A 17,536-nucleotide genomic window follows, 5' to 3' on the forward strand; every position below is an offset into this window, starting at 1 on the left:
TACTGCCGACGCAATAATTCGAGCCACATTTCTATTCACACTCCTCTTAAAAATTATGGTGTGAGGCTCAAGGGCGGTCTAGCTAAAATGGTATGATTATTTTTACCGGAAAATTGGGGTAGGTGCCTCCCCCTTTGAGGGGAACTTTTTAATGTATATATTAGTTGCAGATATACTGAACTGTGTGCTATATTTTTATCGTAGCATTAAAAGATAAAACATTTCTATGCTCATCTATGAAATGAAGTTGCAAGGCACACAAGGCCAGTACGATCAGCTAGACTCAGCCATTAGGACTGGTCGATTTGTGCGCAATAGCATTATCCGAGCATGGATAGACAGAGAAGTTAAAAGTCGTAACGATGCCTACAAATACTGCACAAAACTAGCACACAATCCTAAATTTCCCTGGGCCAAGCAACTTAACTCCATGGCAAGACAAGCTCATGCTGAGAGAGCATGGGCAGCAATAGAAAGATTCTATCAAAACTGTAAAGCTAATGTTGCTGGTAAGAAGGGTTTTCCCAAGTTTAAAAAATACCAAATTAGAGACTCAGTAGAATACAAAACTAGCGGATGGAAACTATCAGAAGATAGACGCTATTTAACTTTTACTGATGGCTTCAAAGCAGGTACTTTTAAGCTTTGGGGTAGTCGAAACCTTCATTTCTATCAAATCAATCAAATCAAACGAGTCAGAGTTGTCAGAAGGTATGATGGCTACTATGCTCAATTCTCAATCGACCATACTAGAGAGGAGAAGAAAAATCTTACAGGAACTCAGTTAGGAATAGACTTAGGTTTAAATCATTTCTACACTGACTCAGCTGGTGAAAAAGTAGATAATCCGAGATTTTTGAGACAAGGTGAACGTAAAATCAAGAAACTACAACGTCGCCTTTCTCGTACTCAAAAGGGTAGTCAAAATAGGAGTAAAGCTAGGAATAGGTTAGGTAGAGCGCATCTAAAGGTTTCACGCAGACGTAACGACTGGGCAGTTAAATTAGCGCAGCGCGTCATACAATCTAACGATTTGGTAGCGATAGAAAACCTGAAAGTGCGTAACATGATGAAAAACCATAAGTTAGCGAAGTCCATAGCAGATGCAGCATGGTACAGGTTTAGAGAATGGTTGGAGTATTTTGGCAGAGTCTATGGTGTGCCTGTAGTAACAGTAGAACCTGCATATACTTCTGTAAATTGTTCAAGTTGCGGTGAGAAAGTTGTGAAGACCCTCAGCACTAGGACTCATCAATGTCCACACTGTGGTTATGTTGCCGACAGGGACGAGAATGCAGCTATCAATATACTCCAATCAGCATTAAGAGAATTAGCAACTACCCTGGGGCACAGGGAAAGTCACGCCTCTGGAGAGAACGACCTCTGCTGGCTTGAGGAAACTCAGGCAAGTAAGTTGACTCGACGAAAGAGGAAGGTCTCACAGTGATGTGGGAATCCCCTCGCCTTTAGGCAGGGGAGGATGTCAATGTATATTGGTCATATTTATACCTCAATTATTTAGTCAAATCATGGTTAGTTACACCTTGCCTCAAAATCCAGATACGATTATAACTGTTAGGGGGAAAGAGTCACCCAGGGCCCGTCAGAAAGCTATGGATAAGCTTGTGGAAATGATGGACTCTGGTGAAATACTAACAGAATTAGAAAATGGATTTAGTCCGGAGCAATTTATTGAGGTCAAAGAATCAAAAGAATCAAAGGAAATTGCCTCTGAGGAAGAAGAAGCTGTGGCCCAAGCGGTACAAATACTTAGCGATTTGGCAGCGCTGAAGATTAAAGTTGTAGAATCGAGAGAGGAAGCGCTAAAGATTCGTTCTGCAATTGAGGTACTATTCACAGATGAAGCTGTCACTGTTGAAGAAATTGCTAATCTTAAAGATGGTTTTAAGGTATTGAAAACTTTTGCTGTGGCTAATTTGCGTTATAGGGAAGCAAGAGAGAAAGCACAAGAAGCTCGTATTATCTTAGACCAAGCGCTAAAATCTCCCGAATCAGAAATCAAGCGGTCTCCTAAACCTGGTAAATAAGTTTTCTCGTATCTTAATGGACTTTAATGGGTAAAATGGGCAATTAACTATTGCAAAGAAGTGGTTGGTTAGGGCATATATTGATAATTAGTCTTAGATAAGAAAGGTTTTTCTCGCTATTCTTCATAGACTTCTTGCAAAATTCAGGCAATTGGCAATAGTGAATTAACGAAGTCAGAAGTCAGAAGTCAGAAGCGAGTGTGTAATACCAATTCCCAAAAATAATGCTATACTTCCGATGAACTTCAGTTATTAAGTAATAATAATTATTCAGTAATGTTTGCATGGGATTATCTGCATTAAATCCAAATATCTTATGTCTTTTAACCCTACTCCCTACTCCCTACTCCCTACTCCCTACTCTCAAGGAGGTGTAGCAAGAATGCGTGAGAAATGGTATAATTATCAGGGGACCTCAGAATGTAAGACACACATCTGACAGTCAGAAGTTATTTTTGTAACGGGGATTTGAGCTTCTCTTCAAAAATATTTTGCCTTAAAAGGCGGGGTTGCGCGACCCAATTATTTTGAGAAAATTATTAATTTCATAGTCTTGAATTGATTTAATTAGGGCTTGCTGATTAAATCTAAAAAGCATTGACATATAAAGGCTAAAGCCTTTTTGGGGCCTTTAAAAAGTGCATGGTTTTTAGCTCTTTATGCTCAAAAAGGAGCGTATTTTAGGCGCATAGTTGGGCAGAACAATCTTGGGACACTTCTTACTCCTACCTCCTCGCTCATTCCCATTTATTCTGTCTCCTGTCTCCTGTCTCCTGTCTCCTACCCCAGCAAAAAGACTTTCCATACGCAAACCCTAATTAAGACTTTTGCCAGAGGTCTTATCGATGCATATCTACTACAGTTTCTAGATATAAGTAATTAAAGCTGTTATTGCCTAGATCAGCAATTTTACTGAGGGCGATGTAATTATAGCTTCCTGTAATAAATTTATAAAACCCCCATATAATCCCATAAGTCAGGCAGTATTTTGAAACTTTCAATCAGAGAATATTGCATAGTGAGTATATGCTTATCTTATTAAATATTGACTTTATATATGCTACTTATAAAAAAGCATATTTTTCATCTATGATTGATCGACTGTTAAATTAATAACTATTTATATGCGTTAAAACGTATCAATGTTTCATCAAAAATGCTCAAGGGGAGCTAACTTTTCAAACTAGAGTTTAGTGTTCTAGACAACAAAATTGTGATCTGCATCATGAAAAAAATTGAGAAACGTCACATTATTAAAAGATGTGAGTCATTGAGACTCACCTAATAATAATTGATACTAGGTATCGTGAAGATAAGATAAAGCCAATTAAAAATTTTTTAATATACTACTGGAGAAAACTTTTAATCATGTCTACAAAACAAGCTCAGTTAATCAAATTCTTGAAGTGGGAGTTGTCCATCTCTGATTCAGCGATCGCCATTGCTTTACGACACCAGGAAGAAGACTCAAATCAATTACCGATGATACTTTGGCAGTACGGTCTTGTTACATTGAAGCAGTTAGATCAAATATTTGACTGGTTACAGATGGCCCATATTTAATATACTAAATTTCCTGAATTATCTGGGGCATAGATATATTACCCTGGTAATGCAAGAGAAGCGATATTTAAGGAGGTATGAATTGGGTTTTAAACCAAGGAAAATCATAAAAACCAAATTGAATAAAAAATTTGAATTAAACAAGGGAGTATATCAGTTAGCTTTTTCAGCATGATTACTCCCTTTTTTTTATGGAAGAAGGAAGAAGGAAGAAGGAAGAAGGAAGAAGGAAGAAGGAAGAAGGAAGAAGAAAAATCTGGCGTTGTCTGAGTTTTAAGCTTTTGAGATGTCCGCACCTTTTGCTTCAACTTCTATAAATCTTTTTGATTAAAGGAAGCAGAACTAATGGTTTCAAACTTTTTATCTATTTTGAAACTTTTCACAAATCAATCAAATAGACTAGCTATAAGTGACATCCTCCCGACGCTCACCAATGGCGGGTAGAGCGCGGGCTTCCCTTCCTTGCGGTTGGTTTTTCCTGCTTCATCGGGGTACGCACGCAACCTTCCTCCACAGGCAGTATCACCGACTGTCCATCGGCTACAAGTACAAGACCTCGCTGCATGACTACTTGAGCAGCAGCAACATCTCGGTCAGTAACATATCCGCATTCCTCGCAATGATGCACTCGTTCACTGAGTTCTTTCTTTCCGGTATGCGCTCCACAGTGAGGACAGGTCTGACTTGTCCCATTGGGAGCAACCTTAGCGAAGTAGACTCCACGCTTCCAGCACACCTATTTGAGGATTTCCAAGAAACTACTCCAAGCAGCATCCAAGCAATGCTTTGCCAACATCCTGCGACTGGTCATTTTGAGGTTCAAGTCCTCAGCAAAGATCATCCCAACATTGTCACAAAGTTTGTGAGCTGTCAGGAAATGGAACTCACGCCGAATGTTGTGAATGTGTTCATGCAGTTTACGAACCTTGGCTTGAGTCTTCCGGTAGTTGGCAGAGCCTTTTTTCTTGTTTCTCAATTTGCGTTGCAGCAATCGTTGCTGGCTTTGCAAATCCACGAAAAAGCGAGGGCGCTCTACCAGTCCACCTGTCGATATAGCCAAGAACTTCTCCAATCCCAAATCAATACCAATGGTTGACATCTCCAGGGGTTGAAACACCCTGGATTCCGTGGTTTACCCACCGCAAATGGGATAAATCCACATTTGCTTACAGCCTGTCAACAGACTTCTAAACTCCTCGGCATAGACCAAAATCTAGCTGTGAGCTTACTTTTTTTAGCTTTCACGAGTGGTTTTACTCAAGATGTTGGAGCAATAAATCGCTGCTTTAGCTGCCTGCTTGCTTTTCCTAGGTCATGCTACGCAAACAGCCGTCGTAGGAAATTAATTCCCCGTCTCCTGTCCACCGGAATTTCACCGCACTAGCTAAAGGTCATGGCGACAAACCTTGTTCTTACTTGCTATATCTAGTATAGCATGTATAGCAGATTTTTACTACGGGTTAAAACCCGCGTGTCGTTATTCAACCAGCCGTTAAAACAGGCGCTGCGTACTTCCTCCCGTTATTTTTTTAGGTTTACCGTGCGGCATGGTTTCAGGAACGGATACATCCGTTTGCAGAATCAGTTGGGCATACCATCCCGACGCTTTGAACACCACCCGAACTTGTTTGACCTCAAACCATTCTGGGATGGGTCGATGCAGGTTGATAGACACGGCTCCAATTTTCGGCAGCTTGATTTCAAATCCGTTGACCGAAAAATTGGTTTCAAGCCTCGCCCTTCTAGGGCGACTTTTGGTTGATTTTTGTCTATAAAAATATGTTATCATATTGTTAATTTCTTTCGGTTGGTTATGAAATCTAGATTTAAGTACCGTATATATCCAACATCAGGACAAAAATACCGATTGGCCAAGCTATTTGGTTGTGTTTGCTGTCGCAACACTTCGTGAACGTGTTGTTTGGAATGATAGTCTAGCTTGCTGCCAAGAAAAGTATAGATTAGGAGAAAAGAAACCAACTAACTCCGAGCTACAAAAACTGTTTATTACTCAAGCCAAAAATACTGAAGATAGAGAGTGGTTATCAGAAGTTTCTAATATACCACTACAGCAATCTTTGAATGATTTAAACCGTAGGGCGAACGGCCGTTCGCCCCTACAAAATTTTTTAAATCAACCAAAGGTCAACAGAAAGGCAGACTTATCAAGCCTCCTAAGTTCAAAACTAGAAAGTCAAGGCAAACTGCTAGGTTTAGAAAAGGTGGTTTTCAAGTTGGTCAAAATAAAGTCTATTTAGCTAAAATTGGGAAACTAAAAATAGTTTGGTCAAGAGATTTAACTGCTGCTCCATCATCAGTAACAGTAATCAAAGATTCAGCCAATAGATATTTTCTGAGTTTTGTAGTAGAAAGCATACCTGAAATCTTACCTCAAACAGAGAATTCAGTAGGTATAGATTTAGGCATTTCTACTTTTGCTACATTGAGCGATGGTACAAAGGTCGATGCTCCTAAACCGCTCAAAAACGAATTAAGAAGTATAGAAAGTTAAGTAAGTCATTGTCGAATAAAACTAGAGGGTCAAACCGTTATGAAAAAGCGAGGCTAAGAATAGCTAAATTTCATGCCAAGCTAAAAGATACAAGAAGAGATTTTCTCCATAAATTGTCTACTAAAATAATTTGTGAAAACCAAACAATTGTTTTAGAAGACTTGAATATTTCAGGAATGGTTAAAAACCGTAAATTATCCAGAGCAATATCAGATTTAGGCTGGAGACAATTTAGAACACTCTTAGAGGGAAAAGCAGAAAAATACGGTCGTGATTTTAGAGTAATAAGTCGTTGGGAGCCAACATCTCAAACTTGTTCATGTTGTGGATTTAAAGGTGGAAAGTTAGACCTTTCAGTTAGGGAGTGGGAATGTTTGAATTGTGGTGCAAAGCACGACCGTGATGAAAATGCAGCAATAAATATATTAGTCGCGGGCGGGCAGTCCGAGACAAAAAACGGACGTGGAGACAAGCGTAAGACTAGCGCCAAGGTAGCAGCAGTCAATGAGACGTCAACTCGCCGAGGAGCTACGGCTCGGTAGGAATCCCCGTGCCTTTAGGCCGGGGAGGATGTCAATGGATTCGATTTGAACTGCGGAAATACAAACGAGCGATACTGGCCAAACTTTTTGAACCGGGGGAATCCAAACCCTCTCTCTTGCATAAACTTGAAGGACTTATCGAGTCGTTTCAAAGCCTCTTGCAAGACTTGAGAGTGAACTGCTTTGAGCTTTGGAATCTCCTTTTTGGCTTTGGTCAGTGCGTTCTGTTGTTTGTAGTAGTCGGGATAGGGCCTGTCGGCAGGGATAATGTATTCGGAGCTGATACTGCAAGCATTGACTGGACATTTACGCGAGTTGATCCAGTCTTTGCGCTCTGCCAATGCGTAGTTATAGACGCGACGGCATTGCTCCAACCAGTCCAGCATTTGTGCCTCTTGGTCAAGACTTGGATAGATTCGGTAGCTGTAGGTCAAGTTCAACATAGCTACATTCTAACAGATTTGCATCTCCTTTTAGAACCGATAGATAGTGTGTGGATTTTCGGGGCATCGAAGGCGAGCGCCTGCCGTAGGCATACCCCTCAATCGACGCGGGGAGTCCATGTATCCCGACGCTGACATGCACAGGTACAGCGCGGGACTTATAGCTCCCCGAACCCCTCAAAAGTTAAATTATTAAATATCATAAATTAGACAAAATCCGGTTATTAAAGATATTTTATAGAATGTAAGATTCAACCTTCACCTCATTTCCCCTAAATCCAGTCTCCCCTTTTACATAAAAGGATGCTCTATAAATCGGATTTAGGATTATATTCTTAATTTGTTTATCTGGCCATGAAAAAAAATTTGATTGTAGCGAATTATCTCAACTTGGTATCATAAATATGATTTAGATGACAAAAACCGATTAAAAGAAAACTCGAAAATGACAAAAGAAACTATCGAAACAGTAGTCAATTCTTATTTTACAAATATGGCAGCGATGAATGCCGAAGCATGGGCAGAAAACTTTGCTGAAGACGGTTTTACCTATGACCCTGTAGGTAAACCACCCAGTAATGTGCAGTCAGATTATCAGAAATTCTTTGAGCTATTATCAATGATTTTTGCCCAACTAGAATTGACACCAAATAATATATTTATTGTAGATAATGGAGCAGCAGTTAAATGGACGATGCAGGGAGTGGGAAAAAATGGTAATCAGGGAGTTGCAGAGGGAATTAGTATTTTTGAAATTAATGAAAATGGTAAAATTAAACAAGTATCTTCTTATTGGGATGATGCTGCAATGATGGCTCAAATCAAAGGTGATTCAACAATTAATAATTAATAATTAATAATTAACAATTACTTCTCCTTGAAAATAACGTCAACTTCTGCGAGCTAAAGTCACGCAGCTTGGACGGCCCAAGGTCTGAATAATAGTTGACTAGACCACTGAGTCAAAAGCGATAACACTTCCGGGTATTTCCCTAGCCCGGATTATCTGTTGGCCTTTTTGGGTAAAGGCATCGCATAATTGCGAGACACAACGTTTTTGGTTGGTCTTAGGGACACACAACTTGTTCTACAAGGATTATCTCCATGATTAGAATACCAGTCCAAAATCCTGATGGTTCTCCTGTAATGCCTACAAAAGCATCGCGGGCGCGTCGTTGGGTTAAACAAGGAAAAGCAACTGAGCATTGGAATGATGCGGGCTTGTATTATGTCCGGCTAGTAGCTGAACCGTCGGGTAGTGAAACTCAAAAAATAACAATTGGTTGCGACCCTGGCAAAAACTATACAGGGATTGCAGTCCAGTCGGCCAAATTCACTCTTTATACCGCTCATTTAGTTTTGCCGTTTGAGCGAGTCAAAGAACGACTTGGCTCTACTGTGATTAAGCAAGGAAAAGTTATCAAAAATGTCAGAGGTAGAGCATTGCAACGCCGAATACGACGTGGCAGGAGGATTAATAGAAAAGTACCTTTTAACCAGGGTGCGCATAGACAAAAACGATTCGATAATCGCCGTAAAAAGGGTAAATTGGCTCCATCTATTCGAGCATCTAGGGAAATGGAAATTAGGATAATAATAGAGTTGTCCAAAGTTTTCCCCATTACCACGATTGTTTACGAACTGGTTAAAGCCGATGTAGATTTAACTAGCGGCAGGAAAAAAGCGCGTTCGGGTAAAGGGTTTTCTCCAGTTATGATTGGGCAAAGTTGCTGTGTAGAAAAACTCAAATCTATTGCCTCAGTGAAGACCGTTTATGGCAGGCAGAAAAATAACAATGGAACCAGTCAAATGCCTCTTGCAGAGGAGCTTCGCTTTCGTAAACATTTAGGATTGGAGAAAATCAAAGATAAAAAAGCCCAAGTGCCCGAATCTCATGCAGTTGATGGTATAGCTTTGGCGGCCAGTGAATTTGTCCGACATGGGGTCAGAAACCCCATTCAATTGTTCATTCTGCTTTAGTGGACGGACTAAATATCCTAACTTCAAGAAAAAGCGTATGGGGTGGTAGTCCTGAGTTTACGAAGTCGGCATTCAAGTGGAAAGATCATCAAGTCTATTTAGCCAAATGTGCAGATTAACAAGCTATCAGCTATCAGCTAAAATCGGCGGGTTTAAGTCCCCCACACTTATTTGAAAAATTAGTGGTGTGAGTTGATGGGGGATTCAAACCCCCATTATACACCTTGAGAAGCTGATAGCTGACCCCTGACCGCTGACTGCTATTTCAATAATTAGCCGTATTTGCAGCAGTAGAAGAATTTGTCGATCAAGCATTACGAGGAGAAGAAATAAAAAATGAATGGCCAGTATTTTTAGATGAAGTGCGATCGCAAGTTTGGCCGACTTTTGGATTCAGAAAAATTAGTCGCGATGCTGAATATAATCCTGTGGATAATGACCAACCTTTACGTTACTTATTACGGTTTTTGTTGAAAATGCAGCATGAAGGGCGTACCCCTAAATTTTTACAAGCTGTTGTTACTTGGATTGGCTTAAATGTTCATATTAAAAATGCTCTGACTCAGTTTTCTAAGGGTTCTAAAAAGACCGGAGGTTTTGCTGTACTTCAGGGCAGATATTTCTTGTAATTTCTGACTATTGGTATTTATAAACAGTAAAATTTTTCACAGCAATTCTAAGAATGAATGAAGCAAGCATTCGTTTAATTTCACGCTTTTTGGGAATTGTTATATTGACTATATTAATTTGTTTGCTGTAAAGTTGAAGCCTACTTAAACCTAGTTTAGAAAAAATCCCAGATAGAAATTGGCGATCGCCTGGTAATCTATAAATTGTGGAGCTTATGGATTTAATCATAGTTTGACCAATTTTGCCCTACACAATTATCCAGCAGAAGTAGCTTATAGTGATGGAAAAATGGAACTTATTCGCGAACCGGGAAATATAGAAGATTTTTTCTTGAATCAAAAATTACCTTTTGCGACAAATCTAGAAAAAGAATTACTTACTTCTATTAAACATCTCTAACAATAAAAAATAAAATCAATGACTGTATAAAAATCATCAATTATTTCTCCCCTATTCCCTATTCCCTATTTTTTTTGAAGATGAAACAAGTTAAGTTTACGGCCATGGAAAATGGCGATCGACAAGATTACGATTTATTATGCGAAAGCTTTGAAGAATATACCTCAAACTTGCCAAAACGGATTTTAGATGGCCTCATAGAATTGAAAACAGCTTATGAAGGTTATCAAATTTCTCGTTACGAGCATTCTTTACAAACAGCTACTAGAGCAGATCGCAATAAAGAAAATGAAGAAATGATTGTAGCAGCATTAGTTCATGATATAGGTGGAACTTTATATTAGCGATCGCCCAGAACATCCCCTACCTTTATCAGTAGAATTAAACGAGGAAACTCTAACTATTGACTGGGATGAAACTCCTGCTCATCGCAGTATATTTTCTGTAGAGTGGTTGCTCAAAAATAGTTATGATCCTCAACCAGAATTAGAGTCTGACAGCTACATTTTCTGGGATAAAGCAAAACTAGAATTACGATCGCCCCAAACATACAACGGTCAGACTATTAATAGTGATTCTTGGATGGAGCAATTATTTAGTCTGGGATTTGTTATCCTAGAAAACATCCCACCTGAAAAATTAGAATCTTTTCTTTCATCTGTTGCTCCAATTTATAACGTTGATTACGGGAAAATCTTTGCTCTAGAAACTAAAGCCAAAACTAAAGAATCTATACCTCCCGGTGATGGTTGTCCCTTGCCTCCTAATAACGATCTGAGTTACTGGGGAGGACATCGCCTCGCTCAGTTTCTTTATTAGACTTGTCGCTTTATAACTTCAAAAATCCCCAAAAACCTTGTTCTATAAGGATTGTAGCTATTGGCAACTAAAAAGCCTTGGAATTATTGCTCTGTCTAGGTTGGAGCGATTTTTTCCCTTTATTTAGCGACAACTCTATTGTGTAGAAAATCACAACCGTACGAAAAAAACTGTAGAAAATTGTAACAGCTTTTATCTTGATATTGGATTAACAATACTGGCGCTCTCGGCGCAGCTCACTATTCCCATCCTTCGGAATGCTGCGCAAACGGCAGTAAATGCCTCTGGGAATTTCTTATCTTATATTTGAAGACTGCCATTAACGTCGGCATTAATGACTATACCAGTTCCACTCTTGAATAAACCACGTTTGACTCGTTTACCCCCATAAGTTTCATGTTTAATTGGTTCCTCCAGGTCAAGGGCAGATGTTTTGCTTGTATAGCTTTCCTCTGTTTCAATCACCTTGATTCGGTGCTAGCTGACATTTATAAGTAATTTGCTTGGGCTTTCTTATCATGTGGTATTTGGGTAAAATTTTGATTGTTTTTTTTGCCGATATTTGTACTTTGTTTCCAGTTATCATTTTTTCCTATGACTACAGTACCAATATTATTTGTGGTTAAATACAAGGGCCACTAAGAAACTGGTGTTATGTAGATAATTCTCGACAAAACGATTTCTATGATAACTTAATACTTCAATATATCCGACTGGTTTTTCTGTTGCCTTTGAGGTTACTTTGGTACTTAGCTTTACGCTTGTTATATAGTTGATTGACGCTTTTTAGTGGCTTCCCGTTAATCAACAGTGGTTTGACACCAGGCTGGCTTTGTAGATAGAGCTACCTTACGGTCAATCCCTAAGTCTATTCCGGCTACAGATGTTGAATGTATTTGTGACTGATTCGTTTTTTCATACACTACTTCAATTATATAGCAGCTAGTAGCAGGTACTATTGGGACTTACACAACTTAACTGGCCAAATTAGACTATAATGCTTGGTCTACAATAATTTTACGTCTCCCGCGATCGCTTTTCTATGAAAGAAACGACCCCTACTGCAATGCCCCCTTGTTTTGAAAGGTGGTGTAAACAATTTGATAATTGTTGGAAAAACCCACCACAACAAACAGGATTCCGCCACTATTTGAGTGGATTACTAGGGGAAAGCGAAAGGAAAAACATATCTCACGCTCGCCAATAACTCTATTGGAGTAGTATATAATCGCCTACATCATTTCATTGCAGATTCTCATAATCGAGCCTAATAAAATAAACGAACGTCGTCTAGAAATAATTAATAAACGTTCTCAAACTAAATTCAAGAAAGGATTTAGTTTGATTTTAGATGATTCGGGACACCGAAAAAGCGCACCGCCTGCGCTGAGGTTTCCTCAGCGTAAAGACGGAGCAAGAAGCGGTAATTTTACATCTGGAGTAGGACGACAATACATAGGAGAAATTGGTAAAACAGACAATGGAATAGTAACTGTAACAACTCATCCGATACGATGGTAAAAAAAGTTTCCCTTTAGATATTGAATTATATCAACATTCCAGCTCTTTACCAGAAGGAAAAGATGACAAACTATTTCAGAAAAAGCCAGATATAGGAATAGAGCTAATAGACCGCAGTCTTAGCCGAGGCCATCGTCCAGGAATAGTTTTAATGGATGGTGGTTATGGCAACAATACAACATTTCTGAAAAAACTCGGGAGTTAGGGAATTAAAATACTTAGGAAAAATCGCCAAAAATCGAAAAGTAATAGTTAAACAAAAATCTCAATCAGAAATAGAAATCAGAATAGATGAATGGGCAAAAAGCATCCCAACAGAGGAATTTGAGACAGTTATATTAAGTGTAGAAAAACCAAAAAAACTTTGGGTGACGATATTTAGAGCATCAACTTCACGCCTGAAAGAAGAAAGAACATTTGCTATCGTTATGAATGCTAGTTCTATAGAAGAGGCGACAGAAATTGATTATTTTATTACCAATGTCGAGCCATCAAAAGTAACATCTGAGTGGATAGTAAATAGCTACTCAAACAGAAATTGGATAGAAGTTTTTTACAGAGAAGCTAAAGAATGGTTAGGATTAAAAGAGTATCAAGTCAGAGATAAATGGAGTTTAGAACGTCATTTTATCCTGGTCCGATCGTGCTTACACTTTTATCATTTGTCATAAGTTAACTGGGGGACATGCATTGGCAATGGGGAAATAAACCTTTGAAGACATTTACTGATGCTGATAAAGCTTTTCGTACAGCGATGTATGCACCGTTTTTTAACTGGTTAACTAACAACATTGACGTCTTTGCCTTGCATAAAAAGAGCTTGGGCTATATTTGGGCTTAAAAGCGGATACGTGTAAATTTCGCCAAAAGTCTTATATAATCTCGCTTTTAGCAATTGAAGATTTACTTGATAAATCAGCTCTAAAATGTTGTATAAGTCCCGTAGCGATCGCGGGAGACGTAAAATTGTTGTAGACCAAGCATTATAGTCTAATTTTACCAGTTAAGTTGTGTAAGTCCCACTATCCTAACTTCGATTACAGTATCCACAACTACAGGTATTTTGATATCACTCATGGATAAGTGGCAAATACCATCTTTCAGAGGGGCTTTATAGACTGATTATGCATGAATATATGACTACATTCCTACCTTGAGTTTTATTTTTATACTTTGGTATTTTTGGTTTACCTAAAAACTTCCCTGGATGTGCGCGACCATTCTTTATAGCTTGAAAATAACCACGCCAAGTTGCAACTAGGCATTTTATTATTTGTTTTGATACTTTCGTTGGTAATGCTCTCTCCGACATCGCTATTTTTGGTGGCGTGGTATAGCTTGGTTAAATCTAGACTTTTTCCACACTTGAAAAAATGCTGACGACAATAATAACTAGCCAAGTTGTACAAGTTTTTCGACTTAAAGGCTAAATTATCGCACACCGTTCTTAGAAACCTACGATTATCTATATAAATCTATGATTTTCTCTAAACAATCTGTTCTATTCCTGCTTCAACCTGGCAACGTCGGCGTTATCCAGTCCACAGGCTGTCACAGACGTTCGCGCTAGCGTTGCGGAGCAAACTGCCCGCCATAGCTAAATTTAACGCTCTTATCAAGTCTCGTTCGCGCTAGCGTTGCGGAGCAATCACAGCTAAAATTGCAGTGTTCACAATTGAAAACGCGCTCTGATAACAACAGAGACTCTTTAACAGATCCACACCTACTGCAAGTCTTAGAGCTAGGAAACCATCTATCAATAATGATTAGCTCAGAACCGTATAACTCACATTTGTACTCTAACTGTCTTCTGAACTCGTAAAAACCCATAGACCCAACTGCTGCCGCCAACTTATGATTTGCCATCATTCCTGATACATTGAGGTCTTCTATTACTATTTGGCTGTGGTTTTTAGCCAAATAAGTAGTTAGTTTGTGCAATGTATCTTTTCTAATATTAGCTCTGCATGCTATGTAGTTTAGCTATCTTAAGTTGAGCTTTTTTCCAGTTGGCGCGAGAACTTAGTTTTATGCCTGTTTAGGTATTGCAGTCGAGATAGTTTAGCTTCTAACTTTTTTTTCGGTTTAGCACCATCAAACACTTCCCCTGTTGACAATGTTGCTAAAGTTTTTACTCCTAAATCTACACCAACTACATCTACTGATTTCTCAGTAATTTGGGGTATGGTTTCTACTCTGAAACTAATAAACCATCTATCAGATGCCCTGCTAATAGTTACAGATTTAGGAGTTACATTATCTGGCAAGATTTCAAAGGTTTTAACCCAACCAATCCGAGGTAACTTTATACGATTAAAACCGACTGTAATTGAGCCATCCAAAGTAAAACTATCATCTCTACCTTTTTTCTTGAATTTAGGTTGTCCTGAGACTTTATTAAAGCAACGCTTCCAAGCTTCTGACAAATATCTCAAAGCATATTGAGGCGCTGTTTTAGAAACTTCATAGTACCAGCAGTTTTTCGGTTTTACCATTGCCACTAACAGTTTATGCAGGTCAATTGCGGTAGGAAACTTAAGTTTACTGTCTGGATTATTGAAATTGTGGTTAAGAATGTTCCTAGTCAACCATAGTCCCCAATTATAAGCATGACGGGCTACACCAACGTGTTTAGCCAGTAACGTTTTTTGACGATTATTAGGATGTAACTCAGTTTTGAATCCAAGTAGCATAAACAGATAATCTCAGATTTTTATAGATCATACCAGATTTTAGCCAACAGTTACAAGCCCCCCAATACTGATGTGTTCGGTTAATAATATGTCTGTCAACAAGTCGCATTCACCTGCTATAATTCATCTTAAGTCCTGTACCTGTTTAATATTACAACACTTTTCTTATAATAGCAACTACGCTTTTACAATTTTCATTCAACAGTTAATCACCCCATCATTTTACGGCTGTCGATATTGCTGATGAAATGCAAGTCAAAAACTGGAGTCAAATAATAACTTCAAAATACAATGCTCCAGACTTAATTATTAATAATGCTGGTATTGTCCATGAACTTGCCCCTCTTTGGGAAATAGAAGGACAAATCTTCGACCGCGTAATTGATATTAATATCAAAGGAGTGGCTAATATTCTTCTGAATTTTATACCACAAATGGTCGCTAAAAGTCAAGGAATAATTGTTAATTTTAGTGCAGGGTGGGGACGTTACACCACTGCCAACGCTGCACCTTACTGTGCGAGCAAATGGGCGATCGAAGGATTGACCAAAGCTTTAGCTCAAGAGTTACCTCCTGGTATGGCAGCAGTTTCTTTGTGGCCGGGAACCATCCATACTGATACTCTAGAAACAATTTATGGGGACGAAAAAGCTGCTAAGTATATTCAACCTCCAGATTGGGTGAAAATTGCCGTTCCTTTTCTGTTGCAAATAGGAGCGAGCGATAATGGTAAAGCTTTAACTATTCCGACAGGTTAACGAAGTCAGAAGTTAGAAGTTAGAAGTTGTTTTTGTAACAGATTTTGAGCAACCCTACAGGCGTTGGTAATTGGTGAGATGATTTTCTACTAGGAGTGATACCCATCACTTATTATTTTGATAAATAGAGTTATTATTACTAAACAAAATGTCAACTAACTTTCAAATTCACTTGCCCGATAATATTGAGAATTTACCAATTAATGAAGAATATTTTTCATTACAGAAAATGGGCGATAGCGTCGGTTAAAACTCCATGATTATGCAGAAGTTTATCGGATCCCTGGACTCTATAACTATTTGGCTTTAGAGAAACTCCACTATCGATCGCCTGAAGTTATGGCTACTCTACTAACTGAAAATTTACAAAATAGCGATGAATCTGTCAAAGATTTGAAACTATTAGAGTTAGGATCGGGGAGCGGGTTATTTGGTAAAGCTATTACTAAATTAGGAGTAACATCTATTATTGGTATTGATATTGTTCCGGAAGCTGCTGAAGCTACTCTAAGAGATTCTCTAGGAGTGTATGAAAATTACTTTGTGGAAGACCTTACTCAATTATCGACATCAACTCACAATTTTTTCAGGGAGGAAAAATTTAATGGTTTTGTTTGTTGTTCTGCTTTGAGTGAAGGTCATATTCCTGTAAAAGCTTTTGCAACAGGGGTTAATTTCATTAAAAATCAAGGTTGGGTGTTATTCAATAATTGCGAAAAATAGCTATGAATGTGAGGATAATTGTCCGGAGTTTATTAATTTTTACCGTCAGGCAGTGGAAAAAAATTACTTGAAAATACATTGCACAAAATCCTATCTCCATCGTAGTTTTTTTAATGGTCAACCTCTAGAATATGTGGCAATTTTAGCCAAAAAGCAAACAGATATTCCCGTAATTTAAAACATAAAATCAATGGATGTAGAACTTTTAAAATCAATTTTCTATAATAGATTTGCCATTCCCGATAATTATCAGGTTGCGGAATTAACCCCCTAATATTATTTCTGTTTAATACTGACAGCAGTTTCCAATTTTATGCACTGCATAAAATTATTATTCTCAGGAACAGGGAGTAGCTCTTGAAGAATTTGACTTTTAGTGACATACTTCGTTTTTCTAATTTCTCTATACTTAATTTATTTTGACGCAAGTTTATTATTGTTAACTAGAAGAAACAAGCCCTATTATAGCTATTTTAAAAATAATTTTATACCAAACAAATAAACTGGCTAGTAAATAATTAGGGTTTGCTGAAAAAGTCTTATGAGTGAGGGTAGGAGTCAGTCCTCAGGAGTCAGTCCTCAGGATAAATGGGAATTATAGAGGAGGTAGGAGGAAGAATTTTCCCTTGATTTTTCTGCCATAGTTAGCCCAAAATACTAGCTTTTTGAGCTTTTTAGTGCAAAAAGCTAGAACTTTTTTCAATCAAAAAATGCTTGAGCCAATATCAGTCAATACTTTGAGAATTAATCAGCAAGCCCTAATTAATAATTAATAACTAACAATTAATAATTTACCTAACACCTACCATCTACTACCTAACACATAGAAAGTTATTTATAGTAAATATTTATCAATTTTGTATTACAAATAATTGGGTTAACTAAAATACCGTTAAGTCATATAT

19 protein-coding genes and 5 pseudogenes are annotated in these 17,536 nt (G+C 38.2%); 16 read left to right on the top strand and 8 right to left on the bottom strand.

Going from position 1 to position 17,536, the window contains the following annotated elements; translation table 11 throughout:
• Positions 1-226: 226 nt before the first annotated feature.
• From SAGCYANO_RS19410 to SAGCYANO_RS19420, 3 genes are all read left to right on the top strand, one after another.
• Entirely contained in the window at positions 227-1,447 is a 1,221-nt protein-coding gene (locus SAGCYANO_RS19410) for an RNA-guided endonuclease TnpB family protein (RefSeq protein ID WP_202221572.1), read from the top strand.
• An 82-nt stretch (positions 1,448-1,529) separates the two neighbouring features.
• Positions 1,530-2,048: a hypothetical protein gene (locus tag SAGCYANO_RS19415; protein ID WP_202221573.1), complete on the top strand. Its 519-nt coding sequence runs from the start codon at positions 1,530-1,532 to the stop codon at positions 2,046-2,048.
• A gap of 1,368 nt (positions 2,049-3,416) precedes the next feature.
• Positions 3,417-3,611 carry a DUF2949 domain-containing protein gene (locus tag SAGCYANO_RS19420; RefSeq protein ID WP_202221574.1) on the top strand — a complete coding sequence of 65 codons (195 nt, stop codon included), beginning with the start codon at positions 3,417-3,419 and terminating at the stop codon, positions 3,609-3,611.
• Positions 3,612-4,038: 427 nt separating this feature from the next.
• On the opposite strand, the pseudogene SAGCYANO_RS19425 reads toward SAGCYANO_RS19420, so the two are convergent.
• Positions 4,039-4,701 (bottom strand): annotated as a pseudogene (locus SAGCYANO_RS19425) (RNA-guided endonuclease InsQ/TnpB family protein); the annotation flags it as partial.
• A gap of 402 nt (positions 4,702-5,103) precedes the next feature.
• Positions 5,104-5,400, bottom strand: coding sequence for a hypothetical protein (locus SAGCYANO_RS50495; protein WP_202221575.1), 297 nt, complete (start codon positions 5,398-5,400; stop codon positions 5,104-5,106).
• Positions 5,401-5,424: 24 nt separating this feature from the next.
• On the opposite strand from SAGCYANO_RS50495, the gene SAGCYANO_RS49345 reads away from it, so the two are divergent.
• Positions 5,425-5,523 carry a helix-turn-helix domain-containing protein gene (locus SAGCYANO_RS49345; protein ID WP_307785931.1) on the top strand — a complete coding sequence of 33 codons (99 nt, stop codon included), beginning with the start codon at positions 5,425-5,427 and terminating at the stop codon, positions 5,521-5,523.
• A complete protein-coding gene (locus SAGCYANO_RS49350) occupies positions 5,498-5,869 on the top strand; it encodes a hypothetical protein (protein ID WP_307785932.1) in 372 nt (123 codons plus the stop codon). The genes SAGCYANO_RS49345 and SAGCYANO_RS49350 overlap by 26 nt, the downstream gene beginning before the upstream one ends.
• Here the strand turns inward: SAGCYANO_RS49350 and SAGCYANO_RS49355 are convergent.
• A complete protein-coding gene (locus SAGCYANO_RS49355) occupies positions 5,862-5,987 on the bottom strand; it encodes a hypothetical protein (protein WP_307785933.1) in 126 nt (41 codons plus the stop codon). The genes SAGCYANO_RS49350 and SAGCYANO_RS49355 overlap by 8 nt on opposite strands.
• A 49-nt stretch (positions 5,988-6,036) precedes the next feature.
• On the opposite strand from SAGCYANO_RS49355, the pseudogene SAGCYANO_RS49360 reads away from it, so the two are divergent.
• Positions 6,037-6,665 (top strand): annotated as a pseudogene (locus SAGCYANO_RS49360) (RNA-guided endonuclease InsQ/TnpB family protein).
• Positions 6,666-6,679: 14 nt separating this feature from the next.
• Here SAGCYANO_RS49360 and SAGCYANO_RS19440 read toward each other — a convergent pair.
• Positions 6,680-7,108 (bottom strand): transposase, encoded by a 429-nt coding sequence (locus SAGCYANO_RS19440; protein WP_307785935.1) that lies wholly within the window; start codon positions 7,106-7,108, stop codon positions 6,680-6,682.
• A gap of 445 nt (positions 7,109-7,553) precedes the next feature.
• Between SAGCYANO_RS19440 and SAGCYANO_RS19445 the strand changes: the two genes are divergently transcribed.
• The 4 genes and pseudogenes from SAGCYANO_RS19445 to SAGCYANO_RS19455 all read left to right on the top strand — a co-directional run bounded on the left by SAGCYANO_RS19445 (position 7,554) and on the right by SAGCYANO_RS19455 (position 9,717).
• Positions 7,554-7,958, top strand: coding sequence for a nuclear transport factor 2 family protein (locus SAGCYANO_RS19445; RefSeq protein ID WP_202221576.1), 405 nt, complete (start codon positions 7,554-7,556; stop codon positions 7,956-7,958).
• Between the two features lie 254 nt (positions 7,959-8,212).
• Entirely contained in the window at positions 8,213-9,088 is an 876-nt protein-coding gene (locus tag SAGCYANO_RS19450) for an RRXRR domain-containing protein (RefSeq protein WP_202221577.1), read from the top strand.
• Positions 9,084-9,204: pseudogene (locus SAGCYANO_RS44985) on the top strand (RNA-guided endonuclease TnpB family protein); the annotation flags it as partial. The gene SAGCYANO_RS19450 and the pseudogene SAGCYANO_RS44985, both read left to right, overlap by 5 nt.
• A 246-nt stretch (positions 9,205-9,450) precedes the next feature.
• Positions 9,451-9,717, top strand: coding sequence for a hypothetical protein (locus SAGCYANO_RS19455; RefSeq protein ID WP_202221578.1), 267 nt, complete (start codon positions 9,451-9,453; stop codon positions 9,715-9,717).
• 7 nt (positions 9,718-9,724) lie between these two features.
• On the opposite strand, the gene SAGCYANO_RS19460 is transcribed toward SAGCYANO_RS19455, so the two are convergent.
• Complete coding sequence (locus SAGCYANO_RS19460; RefSeq protein ID WP_202221579.1) at positions 9,725-9,946, bottom strand: hypothetical protein; 222 nt, start codon at positions 9,944-9,946, stop codon at positions 9,725-9,727.
• Positions 9,947-9,949: 3 nt separating this feature from the next.
• Here SAGCYANO_RS19460 and SAGCYANO_RS19465 point away from each other — a divergent pair, with 3 nt between their 5' ends.
• The 3 genes from SAGCYANO_RS19465 to SAGCYANO_RS19475 all read left to right on the top strand — a co-directional run bounded on the left by SAGCYANO_RS19465 (position 9,950) and on the right by SAGCYANO_RS19475 (position 10,936).
• Positions 9,950-10,117 (top strand): hypothetical protein, encoded by a 168-nt coding sequence (locus SAGCYANO_RS19465; protein WP_202221580.1) that lies wholly within the window; start codon positions 9,950-9,952, stop codon positions 10,115-10,117.
• Between the two features lie 80 nt (positions 10,118-10,197).
• Positions 10,198-10,461: a hypothetical protein gene (locus SAGCYANO_RS19470; RefSeq protein WP_202221581.1), complete on the top strand. Its 264-nt coding sequence runs from the start codon at positions 10,198-10,200 to the stop codon at positions 10,459-10,461.
• Complete coding sequence (locus tag SAGCYANO_RS19475) at positions 10,445-10,936, top strand: hypothetical protein (protein ID WP_202221582.1); 492 nt, start codon at positions 10,445-10,447, stop codon at positions 10,934-10,936. The genes SAGCYANO_RS19470 and SAGCYANO_RS19475 overlap by 17 nt, the downstream gene beginning before the upstream one ends.
• 300 nt (positions 10,937-11,236) lie before the next feature.
• Here SAGCYANO_RS19475 and SAGCYANO_RS19480 read toward each other — a convergent pair whose 3' ends face one another.
• Positions 11,237-11,401: a transposase gene (locus SAGCYANO_RS19480; protein ID WP_202221583.1), complete on the bottom strand. Its 165-nt coding sequence runs from the start codon at positions 11,399-11,401 to the stop codon at positions 11,237-11,239.
• Positions 11,402-11,978: 577 nt separating this feature from the next.
• Between SAGCYANO_RS19480 and SAGCYANO_RS19485 the strand changes: the two are divergent.
• Positions 11,979-13,298 (top strand): annotated as a pseudogene (locus tag SAGCYANO_RS19485) (IS701 family transposase).
• Positions 13,299-14,023: 725 nt separating this feature from the next.
• Here SAGCYANO_RS19485 and SAGCYANO_RS47795 read toward each other — a convergent pair.
• Complete coding sequence (locus tag SAGCYANO_RS47795; protein ID WP_307785936.1) at positions 14,024-14,398, bottom strand: RNA-guided endonuclease TnpB family protein; 375 nt, start codon at positions 14,396-14,398, stop codon at positions 14,024-14,026.
• Positions 14,399-14,445: 47 nt separating this feature from the next.
• Complete coding sequence (locus tag SAGCYANO_RS47800) at positions 14,446-15,150, bottom strand: RNA-guided endonuclease TnpB family protein (protein ID WP_255502613.1); 705 nt, start codon at positions 15,148-15,150, stop codon at positions 14,446-14,448.
• A gap of 230 nt (positions 15,151-15,380) precedes the next feature.
• Between SAGCYANO_RS47800 and SAGCYANO_RS19495 the strand changes: the two are divergent.
• Positions 15,381-15,908, top strand: a pseudogene (locus tag SAGCYANO_RS19495) (SDR family oxidoreductase); the annotation flags it as partial.
• Positions 15,909-16,208: 300 nt separating this feature from the next.
• Positions 16,209-16,631: a methyltransferase domain-containing protein gene (locus SAGCYANO_RS19500; protein ID WP_202221584.1), complete on the top strand. Its 423-nt coding sequence runs from the start codon at positions 16,209-16,211 to the stop codon at positions 16,629-16,631.
• Positions 16,632-17,536: the final 905 nt, after the last annotated feature.

Origin of the sequence: Okeania sp. KiyG1 (genome assembly GCF_014132355.1) — a bacterium.
Classification (GTDB): Bacteria; Cyanobacteriota; Cyanobacteriia; order Cyanobacteriales; family Microcoleaceae; genus Okeania.

Bases quoted from the DNA above. Each gene is read 5' to 3' on its own strand.
- SAGCYANO_RS19415 (WP_202221573.1), top strand. From the start codon at position 1,530: ATGGTTAGTTACACCTTGCCTCAAAATCCAGATACGATTATAACTGTT.
- SAGCYANO_RS19445 (WP_202221576.1), top strand. From the start codon at position 7,554: ATGACAAAAGAAACTATCGAAACAGTAGTCAATTCTTATTTTACAAAT.
- SAGCYANO_RS47800 (WP_255502613.1), bottom strand. From the start codon at position 15,150: ATGCTACTTGGATTCAAAACTGAGTTACATCCTAATAATCGTCAAAAA.
- SAGCYANO_RS19410 (WP_202221572.1), top strand. From the start codon at position 227: ATGCTCATCTATGAAATGAAGTTGCAAGGCACACAAGGCCAGTACGAT.
- SAGCYANO_RS50495 (WP_202221575.1), bottom strand. From the start codon at position 5,400: ATGATAACATATTTTTATAGACAAAAATCAACCAAAAGTCGCCCTAGA.
- SAGCYANO_RS49355 (WP_307785933.1), bottom strand. From the start codon at position 5,987: ATGCTTTCTACTACAAAACTCAGAAAATATCTATTGGCTGAATCTTTG.
- SAGCYANO_RS19470 (WP_202221581.1), top strand. From the start codon at position 10,198: ATGAAACAAGTTAAGTTTACGGCCATGGAAAATGGCGATCGACAAGAT.
- SAGCYANO_RS19460 (WP_202221579.1), bottom strand. From the start codon at position 9,946: ATGATTAAATCCATAAGCTCCACAATTTATAGATTACCAGGCGATCGC.
- SAGCYANO_RS19440 (WP_307785935.1), bottom strand. From the start codon at position 7,108: ATGTTGAACTTGACCTACAGCTACCGAATCTATCCAAGTCTTGACCAA.
- SAGCYANO_RS49345 (WP_307785931.1), top strand. From the start codon at position 5,425: ATGAAATCTAGATTTAAGTACCGTATATATCCAACATCAGGACAAAAA.
- SAGCYANO_RS19450 (WP_202221577.1), top strand. From the start codon at position 8,213: ATGATTAGAATACCAGTCCAAAATCCTGATGGTTCTCCTGTAATGCCT.
- SAGCYANO_RS19420 (WP_202221574.1), top strand. From the start codon at position 3,417: ATGTCTACAAAACAAGCTCAGTTAATCAAATTCTTGAAGTGGGAGTTG.